Below are 14,870 nucleotides of genomic sequence, written 5' to 3' on the forward strand. Positions count from 1 at the left end.
AACCAAATAAATATTTTGGATGGATATTTAAATTTAAGGATATATTCATGCAGTCAATAACACCTCCATTAATTGCCGTTATTGGTAGCGATGGTTCAGGCAAGTCAACGGTGTGTGAACATCTTATTACCGTTGTCGAAAAATATGGTGCTGCCGAAAGAGTTCATTTAGGAAAACAGGCCGGAAATGTCGGTCGTGCAGTGACAAAATTACCGTTGATGGGAAAGTCTCTGCACAAGACTATTGAAAAAAATGAAGTGAAAACGGCAAAAAAATTGCCGGGTCCGGTTCCGGCCCTGGTGATCACCGCTTTCGTCGCCCGCCGACTGTTACGCTTTCGTCATATGCTCGCCTGCCGTCGTCGCGGGCTGATTGTCTTAACCGATCGTTATCCTCAGGACCAAATTCCTGGCGCTTACGATGGTACGGTGTTCCCACCTAACGTTGAAGGCGGCCGGTTTGTCTCATGGCTGGCAAGCCAGGAACGTAAAGCATTTCACTGGATGGCGAGCCATAAGCCTGATCTGGTTATCAAACTCAATGTTGACCTTGAAGTTGCCTGCGCGCGTAAACCCGACCATAAACGGGAATCGCTGGCGAGAAAGATTGCCATAACGCCACAGTTAACCTTTGGTGGTGCACAACTGGTTGATATCGACGCCAATCAGCCACTGGAAAAGGTGCTGGTTGATGCAGAAAAAGCGATTACGGATTTTATGACCGCGTGTGGTTATCACTAGTCAAAAATGGAAATGCCCGATCGTCAGGACCGGGCATTTTCAGGAAGGTTAAATCAACTGCAATGCTATCCAGTACAACCCACCGGACAGAAAAATCGCCGCCGGTAAAGTAAACACCCACGCCATCAGGATGCTGGTTACCGTTTTACGCTGTAACCCACCGCCGTCCACCACCATCGTCCCTGCTACCGCAGATGAGAGTACGTGCGTTGTGGAGACGGGCATCCCAATATAACTGGCAAGGCCGATAGACACTGCCGCCGTCATTTGTGCCGCCATGCCTTGCGCATACGTCATGCCGCGCTTACCAATCTTCTCACCGATGGTCATCGCTACACGACGCCAGCCAATCATGGTGCCAATGCCGAGCGCCAGTGCTACCGCCATGATGATCCACACCGGAGCGTACTCAATGGTGCTTAACATATCACTGCGCAGTTTTTTCAACAGGTTCTGATCTTCTTTACTGACGCCTGGCAGTTTCGCCAGCTTCGCAGAGGTATCAGAGATGCACAGCATAATGCGGCGCAGCTGGCTGCGCTGACTCACGCTTAACGGTTCGTAGCTTTCCATATTACCTGGCAACATCGTTTTAACGCGCGCAATCGCATCAAAGGTATTTGCCGGATGACAATGAAACTCCGTTACTTGCGTGCCATCAGTCGATGCCGCAGGCAATGGAGGTTCCATCGCAATCAACTTCTGCGGCAGTTCAGGATGCTGTTGCAGATAGTGTTCAAAGTTGGTGACGGCATCGCGGGTACGGGTAATTTCATAGCCGGACGCATTCATATTGACGACGAAACCAGCAGGAGCAATCCCCACCAGTACCAGCATCACCAAGCCGATCCCTTTCTGTCCGTCGTTCGCGCCGTGCGAAAACGCCACGCCCGCAGCGGAAACAATCAGCGCAATACGCGTCCAGAATGGTGGCTTACGTTTGCCTTTTTTCTTTTTGCGATCTTCCGGAATGCGGTGAATACGGTCACGCTTTTTCGTCCCGCTCCAGTAGCGGCGCAGCAGGAATATCAGGCCTCCCGCAATGACCAGGCCGACGATAGGGGAAACAATCAGCGAGGAGAAAATTTTGGTCACTTCACGCAGGTTTAACGCATCCATCACCGATGAGCCGGTTAAAAGCGCGTTGGTTAAACCGATGCCGATAATCGCACCAATCAAGGTATGCGAACTGGAGGCCGGTAAACCAAAGAACCACGTTCCCAGGTTCCAGATAATCGCCGCCAGCAGCATGGAAAAGACCATCGCCAGGCCGTGAGTTGACCCCATATTCAGCAACAAATCGGTTGGCAACATATGGACAATGGCATAGGCAACGCTAAGTCCGCCTAGCAATACGCCAAAAAAGTTAAAAAATGCCGCCATCACCACGGCAAGCTGTGGCTGCATGGCACGAGTATAAATAACGGTTGCCACCGCATTCGCCGTGTCATGAAAACCATTGATTGCTTCGTAGAACAACACAAATGCCAGAGCAAGTAATAACAAAAGCCCTGTGTATATATCAAGGCCAACAAATAAATTTAGCATATATTAGATTACGCCATTTTGAATTTACGAACGAACGCATTATCAGTGACTTTCACGGCGCGGGCAAAGTGAAATATCATCTTTTAACGATAAAAAGAGAGTTATTTCTTGGGTATCAAACAATAAGCATTCATTCAAAATATTTAAAAATAATTAGAACACAGGTATTCTGCTGGTTAATATATTCACATATAAAATGAATAGACATTGAAATATATAAATATTGAATATTTTGATTAATCCCCGCACTGATTATTCTTCATAATCAGTACGGGGTTGCTACAACATCTATTACTCTTTCACGACAATTAACGGTTCAATATCACTCTCTTTTTTGATGACCAGTGATTCATCACCGCGCAAACACGTCCCACCGTAGTTGCCGCCAACGGTGAAAGTACATACCTGGATGTATTTACCGTCCACTTTCGGCAAGCACCACAGTTGCTGGTAAATGTTTTTCTGCTCGGCAAATTTACCGCTGGTTTTGTCCAGCACCTCTTCATGATGGCTGACGAGGTCGATGTTACTGCCACAGCGACCGGCGATCGGTTTCACTGCGTAACCTGTTTTTACCAGTTCATCATTAACAGTGAAATCGGTATCCAGTAGGTAACGATGGTGCGGGAACAGCGACCAGAGGATCGGCAGAATCGCTTTGTTGCCGGGGATCACCGTCCACAGCGGCTCAAAGACCAGCACTTCCGGGCGCAGCAATACGTCAATTAAACGCACTTCATTTTGCGGATGACCGGTACGGATCGGCACCGCAGCAAACTCACGGTCGCTAACTTCACGAATCTGATCAAACGCGGTTTCCCACGCCCAGGTTTTCCACACGCAGTTAACCAGTCGCCCTTCCCCATCAATCAGTTGCCCGGCAGCATCCCAGCCCAGTTCATCCAACCCACGCAAGATACGCGTTTCAAAGCCCGCCTGGTGCAGCGCCTGCTCCATAAACTGCGCGTGATAGTTTTCCTCGATATCTTTGTCCTGCATGATATGGACAAACGGACGTGCACGACTGTGTTTCCAGGCACCAGCCAGTTCGTTAATCAGCCCTTCCGCAGGATTGAAGCCGTTGCCTTTATAGCCCTGCTCCGCCCAACGTTCGAGGATCAAGCCCGCTTCGGTATGACAGGAGGCGGAATCGGCGTTGTATTCGTAGACCTTCAGGCCACGTTCGTCCATGCAGAAATCCATACGACCGGTGATCATATGGTGACGGCGACGCTGCCAGGAGAGGCGCAAACGCGGCCAGAGGATTTTCGGAATGTCGAACAGCGCCAGCAGATTGTCATCTTTTAGCACCTTGTCGGTAGCGTGAAGATACATCAAGTGCAGCTCGTTGGTGGCTTTAATCAGCTCCTGTTCGGCACTCTCGGTAATGGTGTAAAAATGATACGGATCCTGATTGATCACTTGACCGTTCGCCTGCACGTAGGCGTTTTGCAGCGGATCTTTTTCATCCAGCCATTTACCATCAAATTGGCCTTTGTTTTCCAGACGCGCTCCGCTGATTTTCAGCAGCTCGCCTGCAATTTCCGGCTGCGGTAAGCTGTAGTCGGTATCTTCCGTCTGGATCATCCAGCCCAGAATGGTGGTGTCATCAAACGTGTCTTTAAGGGTATAGCAGCCGTTTTCGACCACCATCTCCAGCTCGCGTGTCCACTGTTGCCCTTGCGGTAACGGGGAATGAATCACGTTCTGTTCCGCAATACGGACTTTGTTGCCATGCAATTGGGTAATGATGGCGACATGGCCAGTGTCTTTAAATTCACCGCCTTTATCCCAGATAAGAAGCGCACCCGCGACCGGCGCACGCGGCGAGCCGTTAGGAAATGCCTGCAATGGCAGGATGTTGTCATTAACCACTTCACGCAGGAAGCGCAGCGAGAAAATCTCCCACGCCATACCCACGTCAGTGAAGACCACACCGTAATTCAGAAAGAGAAAACGGCGAGCAAATTCAACGCATTGCCATTTGTGGCCCATATATTCGTCGTCGATATAGCTACGGAATACGGCGTCATCTTCGTATTCCTGCGGATCGAGAGAACTGTAATCTGAAGAGTAGATTGCTACCCCACCTGGGGCGTAGCCCAATAATGTCCCGAACGGGGCATCCTGGCTGGTCGTTCCTTTGCTCATCACTTTACCTTTAACAATACAACCTAAGCAGTTGGCGTAATTGTTGTGCTCTGATTACCTGCTCAGCGACATTAACCGGACAGAGGTCAGACTAATCATACACCTCATCGCAGCGGCTGGCGCAAAGGGTTAAAAAATTCACATTCTGTACAGCAAGTGACCTGCTACACTGCTTCAACACTACCACTCAGAAGGCAACTCACTATGACAGACAATACTTATCAGCCCGCGAAAGTCTGGACGTGGGATAAATCCGCTGGCGGCGCGTTCGCCAATATCAATCGCCCGGTTTCTGGTCCGACGCATGAAAAAACGCTGCCGGTGGGCAAACATCCGCTGCAACTCTATTCGCTGGGAACGCCAAACGGACAGAAAGTAACGATTATGCTTGAGGAGCTGCTGGCGCTGGGCGTTACTGGTGCAGAGTACGACGCCTGGCTGATTCGTATTGGCGATGGCGATCAATTCTCCAGCGGCTTTGTCGAAGTGAACCCAAACTCGAAGATCCCGGCGCTGCGCGATCATACCCATACTCCGCCGATCCGCGTGTTTGAGTCTGGATCGATTCTGCTTTATCTGGCGGAGAAATTTGGCTACTTCCTGCCGCAGGATCTGGCGAAACGTACTGAAGCAATGAACTGGCTGTTCTGGTTACAGGGTGCCGCGCCGTTCCTCGGCGGTGGTTTTGGTCACTTTTACCATTACGCGCCGGTGAAAATTGAATACGCCATCAACCGCTTTACCATGGAAGCCAAGCGCCTGCTCGACGTGCTGGATAAGCAACTGGCGCAGCATAAGTTTGTTGCGGGCGATGAGTACACCATTGCAGATATGGCGATTTGGCCGTGGTTTGGCAACGTGGTGTTAGGTGGTGTGTATGATGCCGCAGAGTTTCTTGATGCGGGCAGTTATAAGCATGTACAACGCTGGGCGAAAGAAGTAGGCGAACGTCCGGCGGTGAAGCGTGGGCGTATTGTTAACCGCACCAACGGACCGCTGAATGAGCAGTTGCATGAGCGCCATGACGCCAGTGATTTCGAGACGAATACGGAAGATAAGCGTCAGGGGTAAGGGTTGGTGTTCGTCGCAGCAAGCCATCCAGGCCGATCCAGGCCGGATAAGGCGTTTACGCCGCATCCGGCAATCGAGCACAATGCCTGATGCGACGCTGCCGCGTCTTATCAGGCCTACAAAAGCTAATCATCACGCGCTGGTAATGTCGTAATCCATCTGGCGCAGCGCGTCTAATGTGGCTTTGGCTTCATCTTCGTCGATGATGCTCATGGCAAATCCGACGTGCACCAGCACCCACTGGCCCAGCAGATCGGCAGGGTTACCTTCGCAAATCAGGGCGATATTCACGTCGCGCTTGATACCACATACTTCAACCTGCGCAAGCTGGTGAATATCTTCACCGACAGCCAGCACCTGGCCTGGAACGCCAATACACATTGTTAACTCCGGTTATTCAACTTCAATACTTTTGACGATCAGCGAATCGCCGGTATCGACACGCAACCGCTCGCCATGACAGAGCGGGCATTGCGCATCGTGCTGATGAATCTCCACCACCTGGCTGCAATCCCAGCACCAGGCCTGGGCGGGTTTATAGACGATATGTAAATCGCACCCTTGCGCCACCGTTCCGTGGCAGACAATTTCAAAACTAAAACGGACGGCGCTCTCCTCAACGCAGGAGAGCGCGCCAATTTCCAGCCACACGGCGGTGACGCGCTTAACATCATGCTGCTCCGCCTGCCGTTGGATAATTTCAACGGCGCTCTGGCAAAGCGACAACTCATGCATTTTCGCCACTCCTGCGGCCAAACAGCAGGGCGCGACGCCCTGCGTGTGGTACATCCGGATTGGTGACCGGCAGCGAAAGGATCATCCGCGCGCAGTCATCCGTCAGCCGTTGGCCCTCTTCAATCGACATGCTATGCGAAAGCGGCGACATCAGCGAGCAGGAGAGGTATTGCGAAACACCGTCCAGTTCACCAACAGTAAAGGTCATAGTGCCATACGGCAGTTGCAGACCAATTTTTTCACTCACTTTGCGCAGCGGCCAGAGTTGATCCGGGCCGGGGAAGATAACTGCACTCAGCATCCATGGGGTGATTACACACCCCGTCCACTGACCTTCGAACAACGTAAAGTCGGAAACGTACACCGGCATTGAAGGATGCAGAAAAGAGAGATCGTGCATCGAACGCCGGGCAATTTCTTCAAACGCTGCCTGTACTTGCGCCTTCGGGGAGGTCTGAAAACCTGCTATCTCTTCATTCATGAGTCGCCTCCCGTGGGATGGCTTCCACGCCTGATTCGCGCAGCGCAACCAGAACCTGCTCAAGCGCAGGTTCAATCATCGCTTCAACCGTTGGTGTCAAGCCGATGTGCGGCTCCAGCGATTCCGGGATCACGCCGACCAGGGTCAGCTTTTTCGGAAACTCGCCGGTGAAGCGCAGGGCCGACAATACGTCGGCCAGGCCAAGCTGATGCGGAGAGATTTTGTTGGTAAACAACGCCGGAACTTCTTCATCCCGCAGGATCATCATCGTTCCCGGCGCGTTCTTTTTCGACACAATGGCATCGGCGATAATCAGATGATCGCGATTTGCCATGTCGCCAAGCAGCTCCATTCCCGCCGTGCCGCCATCGAGGATCTCAACATAATCCGGCAGAATGTATCGTTGCTCTAATGCTTCGACAATCCGCACACCGATGGCTTCATCGGTCAGCAAAATATTGCCAACCCCTAAGACTAAAATACGCATTACAGAACCTTCACTGAAACCACTTCGTTGCCGTCGGCATCCACTACGTGTACCGCACAGGCCATGCACGGGTCGAAGGAGTGAATGGTACGCACCACTTCCAGCGGTTTATTCGGATCGGCAACCGGTGTACCCACCAGCGACTGCTCGTAAGGACCAACGTCATCATTGAAGTTACGCGGGCCAGAGTTCCAGGTTGATGGAACAACTGCCTGATAGTTGCTGATGATACCGTCTTTAATCACCATCCAGTGAGAGAGCATACCGCGCGGTGCTTCAAGGAAGCCAACACCTTTGAACTCACCCGTTGCCGGAATGTTCGGTTTCACAAAGGTGGTGTGATCGCCTTTGCCGATATTGGTGATCAGCGCACTGTATTGGTTTTGCAGGATATCCTGCAATTCGCAGCAGTGAACGGTACGACCAATGATACGGCCCAGCGTGGAGTGCAGCTGCGCCACTTCCAGCGTGTTGCCAGTCAGTTTCTGATAAATCGCAACGATTTCATTCAGTTTGTTCTGGGTAGACTCGCGTCCTGACGCCAGTTTCACCAGCATGTTAGCCAGCGGACCCACTTCTACCGTTTTGCCGTAGAAAGTCGGTGATTTCACCCAGGAATATTTGCCGTCGTCAGACCAACCGTCGTAAGCCGGAATGGTGGTACCTTCCCACGGTGCCTGCGGCGCTTCGTCTTTATACCAGGAGTGCTTCGCACTTTCCTGAATCCCTTTGATCAGATATTCATCGGAATGGGAAGTGATCGGACGATACGAGGACAGATCCGCATTCTCAATGTAGCCGCCCGGGAACAGGAAGCTACCGTTTTTGCTGTCGGTCGGGAATTCCGGCACGCTCAGGTAGTTCACCGCACCTTTACCACGCTCCAGCCATTCCGGATAGAACGCGGCGATAACCGCGGTATCAACCTTGTAAACCTGCTCAACAAAGTCGCTCAGTTTGTCGATGAAAGACTTGATGTACATCAGGCGCTCAAGGTTCAGCACGCCCAAACCGTCGAGGTTGATTGGGTTCGCGACACCACCTACCGCCAGGTTCTGAATGTGCGGCGTTTTACCGCCCAGCAGCGCCACGACGCGGTTAGCGTCACGCTGGCACTCCAGCGCTTGCAGGTAGTGCGCTACCGCAATCAGGTTCACTTCCGGCGGCAGTTTCATTGCCGGGTGACCCCAGTAGCCATTGGCGAAAATACCCAACTGACCGCTGGCAACCAGATCTTTGATCTTGTTCTGAACTTTGGTGAACTCTTCCGGGCTGTTCAGATGCCAGGTCGAAACGCCTTTCAGCATTTCGGAGGCTTTGGTTGGATCAGCTTGCAGTGCAGAAGTGATGTCCACCCAGTCCAGCGCCGAAAGCTGATAGAAATGAACGATATGGTCATGCGTGGTGTGCGCAGCCAGAATGATGTTACGGATGTATTGCGCGTTAACCGGAACGTCGACATTCAGCGCACTCTCTGCCGCACGAACGGAAGAGAGCGCGTGAGTGGTGGTGCATACGCCACAGATACGTTGCACAATCATCCATGCATCGCGCGGATCGCGGTTTTTCACGATCTCTTCCATGCCGCGCCACATGGTACCGGAAGCCCATGCTTTCGAAACGACGCCATTTTCGATTTCGCAATCGATGCGTAAATGCCCTTCAATTCGGGTTACCGGATCAATAGTAATTCTCTGGCTCATGCTTTGCTCGCCTCATGACGATTATGATCGTTTTGTTTTAAAGGAGGAAGTATCGGCAGTAGACGAATGAGTACGATGTAAGCGCAAATCTCAATAGCCACAAAACCAATAGAAATCAACAGTTCTTCCCAGGTCGGGAAGTAGGCGTAACCGCCGCCCGGGTTGAATGCCACCAGCGAATAGGTCAGACGCCAGGTTGCACAACCTAACAGTGCGCTCAGTGCTGACAGGAACAGCATGCGGGAATCATTACGCAGCTTCGCCACACGCAGAACAACCAGCGGGAAGAGCATCAGCAGGACTTCAATCCAGAACATCACGGAGTAGAAGTCACCGGCAAACGCTAACGACAGCTTGTCGCGATAGATCAGCTCGCCAAAGCGCAGCACGATAAAAATCGCCAGCAGCACGCTGATAGTGTTGGTCAGCTTGACGAACAGGCTCTTTTCATCCGGACCGTTGCCACGCAGACCCGCCTGCACCAGCGAACCTTCAAAGATGACAATCGAGAAGCCCATGATGAACGCCGTCAGCAGCGAGAACAGCGGCAACATTTCATAGCTTTGCCACAGTGGATGCACCTTGTAGCCCGCCGAGATCATCAGCGACCCCATTGAAGACTGGTGCATAGTTGGCAGCAGCGCACCGAGCGCGATGATGAAGAACATCACCTTGTTCAGACGCTGTAGCGACACTTTCCAGCCCAGACGTTCAAACAGTGCCGGAGCAAACTCCAGTGCCATCACGCCGATGTAGATGGTCATACAGACCGCCGTCTCGAACAGTACCGAGTTCACGTTGAAGTGACCCGGAATGTAGAAGTACGGCAGGTTCCAGTAGCGACCAACGTCGATAGTGATCGACAAGCCACCCAGTGAGTAACCAAACAGACTTGCCAACAGTGCCGGACGCACCAGCGGATGGTATTGCCCACGATTAAAGACGTATACCGCCCACGCCAGCGCCCAGCCGCCACAGGCAAAGCCGGTGCCGATCAACAGGTCAAACGCGATCCACACGCCCCACGGGAAGCCGCCGTTCAGGTCAGAGACAGAGCCCAGACCGAACACCAGACGCTTCACAATCAGGAGCATACAGATGACGATTAACGGTCCAAAAATCATGACCGGTTTACTGATGATTTTGCCGCCCAGCGGTTGTGGATCATGACTCATGATCGTCTCCTCCGTCGTGATGGTCGTTTTTGGTGTTGCGACGAACCAGCACGGTTAAGCCCGCCAGCACAGCCAGTGGTAGCATCATGCCTTTATACAGGGTGTGTTGAACATGTTCGGAACGCGCACCAGTAGAAAGATCGTCCAGTTTCGGCAGGTCGAGATTTTCATAAGGCACACCCGTCAGTACCAGTACCTGAGTACCGCCGCCCTCTTTCTCGCCGTACAGATGCGGATAATATTTCGGCACCGTATGCAGGTAAGTGTCGCCAGATTTCAGCGTCTGACGCGGATAGTGGTATTCGCTGCCAGGCTTCAGCGCCAGACGTTTTTTCGCCTCCGCCATCAGCTCTTCACGCGTACCAAAAATCACCGCGCCCGCCGGGCACACTTCTACGCAGCCAGGCAGACCGCCTTTATCGAGACGTTCCACACCTTTCTGGTTGCAAAGCTCACACTTATGCAGCGCACCAAACGGGTTGTTGTAGTCGTACTTCGGCACGTTGTACGGACAGGCAACCATGCAGTAACGGCAGCCGGTGCACACATCTTTGTCGTAATGGACAATGCCGGTTTTCGGATCTTTTTTCAGCGCAGAAACCGGGCACACTGAGACACAGTTCGGATCGACGCAGTGCATACACTGTTTCTTAATGTACGCATAGCCGTTCTCTTCCTGGTCTTTGTTGACTCCCGTGCCGCTGGTCCACACCTGAATGATGTTATTGGTGTACGGCGACAGTTTGTCGTTGTTCGACCAGGTCTGTTCCCCTTGTGGGTTACGTTCAGGGAAGTTGATATCCTGACACTTAGTGACGCAAGCCTGGCAGCCTACGCACAGCGTCGAGTCGTACAACATCCCCAGCGATCCCGGAATTGGCGGGCGGTTTTCAGCAGCCGCATGACTGACAGACGGCAACGCGCCCGTCAGCAATGCCCCGCAGGAGGCTGCTTTAATAAAATTACGTCTGTTCACGGTTATTCTCCCCGTGAGTCAGCGTTATCTTTCTTTTGCTGACGACCCAGTTCACGCACCGCCATCACGCTGACACCGGCAACCAGCCCAACCACACCGCCGAGCAAACCGATAGCGCCCGCAGAGACGTTGCCGCCCTCTTTAGCGTTAACATCCGGTTTCTGCGAACGCGGAGTCTGGTTTTCGACGTTGGCAAGCTGATGGATGCCTTTATGGAAGCCGATACCTTCTTCGTTACAGCCATAGCACGGGTGACCAATCGCCACCGGCCACACACCACCAACATCGCAGAATTGCAGCGTTGAGCAGTTGCCGTAAGTTTCTGGCCCTTTACAGCCGAGGTGGTACAGGCACCAGCCTTCGCGGTGGCCTTCATCACCGAACTCTTTGGCAAAACGACCAGCATCGAAGTGCGGGCGGCGTTCGCAGTGTTCGTGAATCAGACGGCCATAGGCGAAAGTCGGACGGTTTTTGTCATCCAGTTTCGGCGGTTTGCCGTAAGTGATGATGTGCGCAACGGTCGCGAGGAAGTTGTGCGGGTTCGGTGGGCAGCCCGGAATGTTGATAACGGTTTTGCCCGGCAGAACTTCTTGCAGGCTGACAGCGCCAGTTGGGTTAACTCCAGCTGCGGCAACACCGCCCCACGCAGAGCAGGAACCGATAGCGATAATGGCTGCTGCGCCTTCCGCCGCTTTGCGGATGTGATCCACAATCGGCTCACCGGCAACCATGCAATAAATACCGTTATCTTTTAATGGGATGGAACCATCCACCACTAACACATACTGCCCTTTGTACTTCTCGAGAGCGTTATGTTTGTTCTCTTCGACCTGATGACCGAAGGCGGCGGAAAGCACTTCGTGATACTCGAGAGAGATAGTCTCCAGCACGAGGTTTTCTACCGTTGGATGCGTTGCACGAAGCAGAGATTCCGTACAACCGGTGCACTCCTGCGCGCCAATCCAGATAACTGGCGGACGCTGCGGGTTAGTAACCGATTCGGCCATTTCTGCAGCGGCTTTGCTACTTAACCCCATGGTGGCGGCTAATGCTGCACAAAGCTTCATGAAATCACGACGGTTAATGCCGTGAGAATGGATGAGGGTGTTATCTCCAGTCATTTATAGTTATTCCGTTGCGAAGATCTGGCATATATTTTGCCTCAATCGCAAAATCAATAATGCGATCGATGCGCCATTTACCACACATTTATTATGGTTATCGATATCATGATACTGCGGCGGGGCACTAAAACGAAGGGAATAAGCATTAGTGTAATTAATTAAAGCAAGATAATACGTATGTTTGATCAATTTTCGAGGCGATAACCGGCCATAAAAAAGCGCAACGTAGAACAGGAATTATTCTCACGAAAGAAATCCATTACCATCTCTTTATCCAGTCCATAGCGGCGCGTCAGAATCCCCGCTTCCCAGGCGCTAAGCTGGCGATCTCCGGTCTTTTCGTACATCCGGTGTGAGTAGCCTAATACAAAACCGCGTTTATAATCGGCACAGTATTTTGTCACATTAACCGCACTGTCGGCATGCGTTGCTTTTAATCCCGCCATTAAGCCTTTACCAAAATGGTTATTCATCGTTCACCTCATTCGCTATATATTGTCATATATAGCGATATTTTAGGCAAAGAACGACTTTTGCGCACGCTATTTTTTCATGCTTGTTTAAGACGTAATCCCGTAAGAGATAAACCTATCAGGAGAGATATTTATCGAACCATTTCAGCGTCCTTTGCCAGGCAAGATCGGCGGCAGATTTGTCATAACGGGGCGTGGAATCATTATGGAATCCGTGATTAACCCCCGGATAGATATACGCCTCATAGACCTTATTATTGGCTTTCAACGCCGCCTCGTAAGCGGGCCAGCCCTCGTTGATTCGGGTATCCAGTTCCGCGTAGTGGAGCAGTAAAGGCGCTTCAATCTTCGCCACATCGGCAGTGGGTGCCTGACGACCATAAAACGGCACCGCGCAGGCCATTTCCGGATACGCGACAGCCGCCGCGTTCGATACACCACCGCCATAGCAAAATCCGGTAATACCCACTTTGCCTGTCGCTTGCGGATAGCGTTGCATAAACTCAATTGCGGCAAAGAAATCATTCATCAGTTTGGTTGGATCAACCTGCTGTTGCAGCTCACGACCTTTATCATCATTACCCGGATAACCTCCAACGGAACTTAAGCCGTCAGGTGCCAGGGCGATATACCCCGCCTTCGCTACTCGCCGTGCCACATCTTCGATATACGGATTCAGTCCACGATTCTCATGCACCACCACCACGGCTGGCGTTTTGCCGCTCATCTTTGCGGGCTTCACCAGATAACCCCGTACCTCGCCGTGACCATTTGGCGAAGAATACGTGATGTACTCAGCAACAATTTCCGGGTCGGTAAACTCTACCTGAGTCGCCAGCGCATAATTTGGCTTGAGCAAATCAAACAACGCTAATGCCGTCATCCCGCCCACCGCATACTTCGCCGCAAGGTTGAGGAACTCACGTTTCGAAATTTTCCCGTGAGCGTAATAGTCGTAGTAATCCAGCAACTCTTGTGGGAAATCTTTAGCGGTCAGACGCGGCATCATTGCACTCCTCAATTGGTGTTTTTTTAAGCAAAGCATAAGCACGTGTTTTTGCCCAGTTTTTCGTCACACTGTGAGCGATGCTACGGGATCCCCCCTGGTAAATCGCTAAACTGGAAACATTGTTTCGAAATTGAATGGTGGAAAGGAGAGGTCATGGTCTGGTTAGCGAATCCCGAACGTTACGGGCAGATGCAATACCGCTATTGCGGAAAAAGCGGTTTACGCCTGCCCGCGTTATCGCTCGGTTTATGGCACAATTTCGGTCACGTTAACGCACTGGAATCACAGCGTGCGATCCTGCGCAAAGCGTTTGATTTGGGCATTACGCACTTTGATTTAGCCAACAATTACGGGCCGCCTCCAGGAAGCGCAGAAGAGAACTTTGGTCGCCTGCTGCGGGAGGATTTTGCCGCTTATCGCGATGAACTGATTATCTCTACCAAAGCCGGATACGATATGTGGCCCGGCCCGTACGGCTCTGGCGGCTCACGTAAATACCTGCTCGCCAGCCTCGACCAAAGCCTGAAGCGGATGGGGCTTGAGTATGTCGATATCTTTTACTCTCATCGCGTCGATGAAAATACGCCGATGGAAGAAACCGCCTCTGCGCTGGCTCATGCGGTACAAAGCGGTAAGGCGCTTTATGTCGGGATCTCCTCTTACTCGCCAGAGCGGACGCAAAAAATGGTCGAGTTGCTGCGCGAGTGGAAAATTCCGCTGTTAATTCATCAACCTTCGTACAATTTGCTGAACCGCTGGGTGGATAAAAGCGGCCTGCTGGATACCCTGCAACATAACGGCGTGGGCTGCATTGCCTTTACTCCTCTGGCTCAGGGATTGCTGACCGGAAAATATCTCAACGGTATTCCGCAAGATTCACGGATGCATCGTGAAGGGAATAAAGTTCGTGGTCTGACGCCGAAAATGCTCACCGAAGCCAACCTCAACAGCCTGCGGTTATTGAATGAAATGGCACAGCAGCGTGGACAATCAATGGCACAAATGGCGTTAAGCTGGTTGCTGAAAGATGAGCGAGTGACGTCGGTATTGATCGGTGCCAGCCGTGCAGAGCAACTGGAAGAGAATGTCCAGGCGCTGAATAATCTGACATTTAGCACCGAGGAGCTGGCGCAGATTGATCAGCATATCGCCGATGGCGAGCTGAATCTGTGGCAGGCGTCTTCCGATAAATGACCT

At 52.0% G+C, this 14,870-nt stretch carries 15 protein-coding genes; 3 read left to right on the forward strand and 12 right to left on the reverse strand.

All coding sequences use genetic code 11. The features are described from left to right. Nucleotides 1-47: 47 nt before the first annotated feature. The gene (locus tag BGE37_RS01160; RefSeq protein ID WP_001190762.1) at nt 48-740 is read left to right on the forward strand and encodes a dTMP kinase; all 693 of its coding nucleotides are present in this window, start codon (nt 48-50) and stop codon (nt 738-740) included. Between the two features lie 48 nt (nt 741-788). On the opposite strand, the gene pitB is transcribed toward BGE37_RS01160, so the two are convergent. Together pitB and gss are read right to left on the reverse strand one after the other, a co-directional pair. Further along, a complete protein-coding gene (gene pitB, locus BGE37_RS01165; protein WP_000933296.1) occupies nt 789-2,288 on the reverse strand; it encodes an inorganic phosphate transporter PitB in 1,500 nt (499 codons plus the stop codon). Nucleotides 2,289-2,579: 291 nt separating this feature from the next. Beyond that, a complete protein-coding gene (gss, locus tag BGE37_RS01170; protein ID WP_105287686.1) occupies nt 2,580-4,439 on the reverse strand; it encodes a bifunctional glutathionylspermidine amidase/synthase in 1,860 nt (619 codons plus the stop codon). Nucleotides 4,440-4,643: 204 nt separating this feature from the next. Between gss and yghU the strand changes: the two genes are divergently transcribed. Then, nucleotides 4,644-5,510 carry a glutathione-dependent disulfide-bond oxidoreductase gene (yghU, locus tag BGE37_RS01175; protein ID WP_001352936.1) on the forward strand — a complete coding sequence of 289 codons (867 nt, stop codon included), beginning with the start codon at nt 4,644-4,646 and terminating at the stop codon, nt 5,508-5,510. Nucleotides 5,511-5,642: 132 nt separating this feature from the next. Here the strand turns inward: yghU and hybG are convergent, their stop codons facing one another. The 10 genes from hybG to yghX all read right to left on the reverse strand — a co-directional run bounded on the left by hybG (nt 5,643) and on the right by yghX (nt 13,670). After that, nucleotides 5,643-5,891 (reverse strand): hydrogenase maturation factor HybG, encoded by a 249-nt coding sequence (hybG, locus tag BGE37_RS01180; protein WP_000334896.1) that lies wholly within the window; start codon nt 5,889-5,891, stop codon nt 5,643-5,645. A 12-nt stretch (nt 5,892-5,903) separates the two neighbouring features. Then, nucleotides 5,904-6,245 (reverse strand): hydrogenase maturation nickel metallochaperone HypA, encoded by a 342-nt coding sequence (gene hypA / locus BGE37_RS01185; protein ID WP_000544953.1) that lies wholly within the window; start codon nt 6,243-6,245, stop codon nt 5,904-5,906. After that, nucleotides 6,238-6,726, reverse strand: coding sequence for a hydrogenase-2 assembly chaperone (gene hybE / locus BGE37_RS01190; protein ID WP_001001337.1), 489 nt, complete (start codon nt 6,724-6,726; stop codon nt 6,238-6,240). Before hybE ends, hypA begins: the two co-directional genes overlap by 8 nt. Further along, a complete protein-coding gene (locus tag BGE37_RS01195; RefSeq protein ID WP_001221942.1) occupies nt 6,719-7,213 on the reverse strand; it encodes a HyaD/HybD family hydrogenase maturation endopeptidase in 495 nt (164 codons plus the stop codon). Before BGE37_RS01195 ends, hybE begins: the two co-directional genes overlap by 8 nt. After that, complete coding sequence (gene hybC, locus BGE37_RS01200) at nt 7,213-8,916, reverse strand: hydrogenase 2 large subunit (protein WP_105287687.1); 1,704 nt, start codon at nt 8,914-8,916, stop codon at nt 7,213-7,215. Before hybC ends, BGE37_RS01195 begins: the two co-directional genes overlap by 1 nt. After that, entirely contained in the window at nt 8,913-10,091 is a 1,179-nt protein-coding gene (hybB, locus tag BGE37_RS01205) for a Ni/Fe-hydrogenase cytochrome b subunit (protein WP_000017703.1), read from the reverse strand. The genes hybC and hybB overlap by 4 nt, the downstream gene beginning before the upstream one ends. Beyond that, nucleotides 10,081-11,067 (reverse strand): hydrogenase 2 operon protein HybA, encoded by a 987-nt coding sequence (gene hybA, locus BGE37_RS01210; RefSeq protein ID WP_001081868.1) that lies wholly within the window; start codon nt 11,065-11,067, stop codon nt 10,081-10,083. Before hybA ends, hybB begins: the two co-directional genes overlap by 11 nt. Nucleotides 11,068-11,069: 2 nt before the next feature. Beyond that, nucleotides 11,070-12,188 carry a hydrogenase 2 small subunit gene (gene hybO, locus BGE37_RS01215; RefSeq protein ID WP_000145410.1) on the reverse strand — a complete coding sequence of 373 codons (1,119 nt, stop codon included), beginning with the start codon at nt 12,186-12,188 and terminating at the stop codon, nt 11,070-11,072. Nucleotides 12,189-12,376: 188 nt separating this feature from the next. Next, nucleotides 12,377-12,664, reverse strand: coding sequence for a DUF2623 family protein YghW (gene yghW, locus BGE37_RS01225; RefSeq protein ID WP_001059139.1), 288 nt, complete (start codon nt 12,662-12,664; stop codon nt 12,377-12,379). 118 nt (nt 12,665-12,782) lie between these two features. After that, complete coding sequence (gene yghX, locus BGE37_RS01230; RefSeq protein WP_123057312.1) at nt 12,783-13,670, reverse strand: YghX family hydrolase; 888 nt, start codon at nt 13,668-13,670, stop codon at nt 12,783-12,785. A 156-nt stretch (nt 13,671-13,826) separates the two neighbouring features. Between yghX and gpr the strand changes: the two genes are divergently transcribed. Then, nucleotides 13,827-14,867, forward strand: a complete 1,041-nt coding sequence (gene gpr / locus BGE37_RS01235) for an L-glyceraldehyde 3-phosphate reductase (protein WP_000262163.1) — start codon at nt 13,827-13,829, stop codon at nt 14,865-14,867. Nucleotides 14,868-14,870 lie beyond the last annotated feature (3 nt).

This window comes from Escherichia sp. MOD1-EC6300, assembly GCF_002965045.1.
GTDB classification, from domain to species: Bacteria; Pseudomonadota; Gammaproteobacteria; order Enterobacterales; family Enterobacteriaceae; genus Escherichia; species Escherichia coli_F.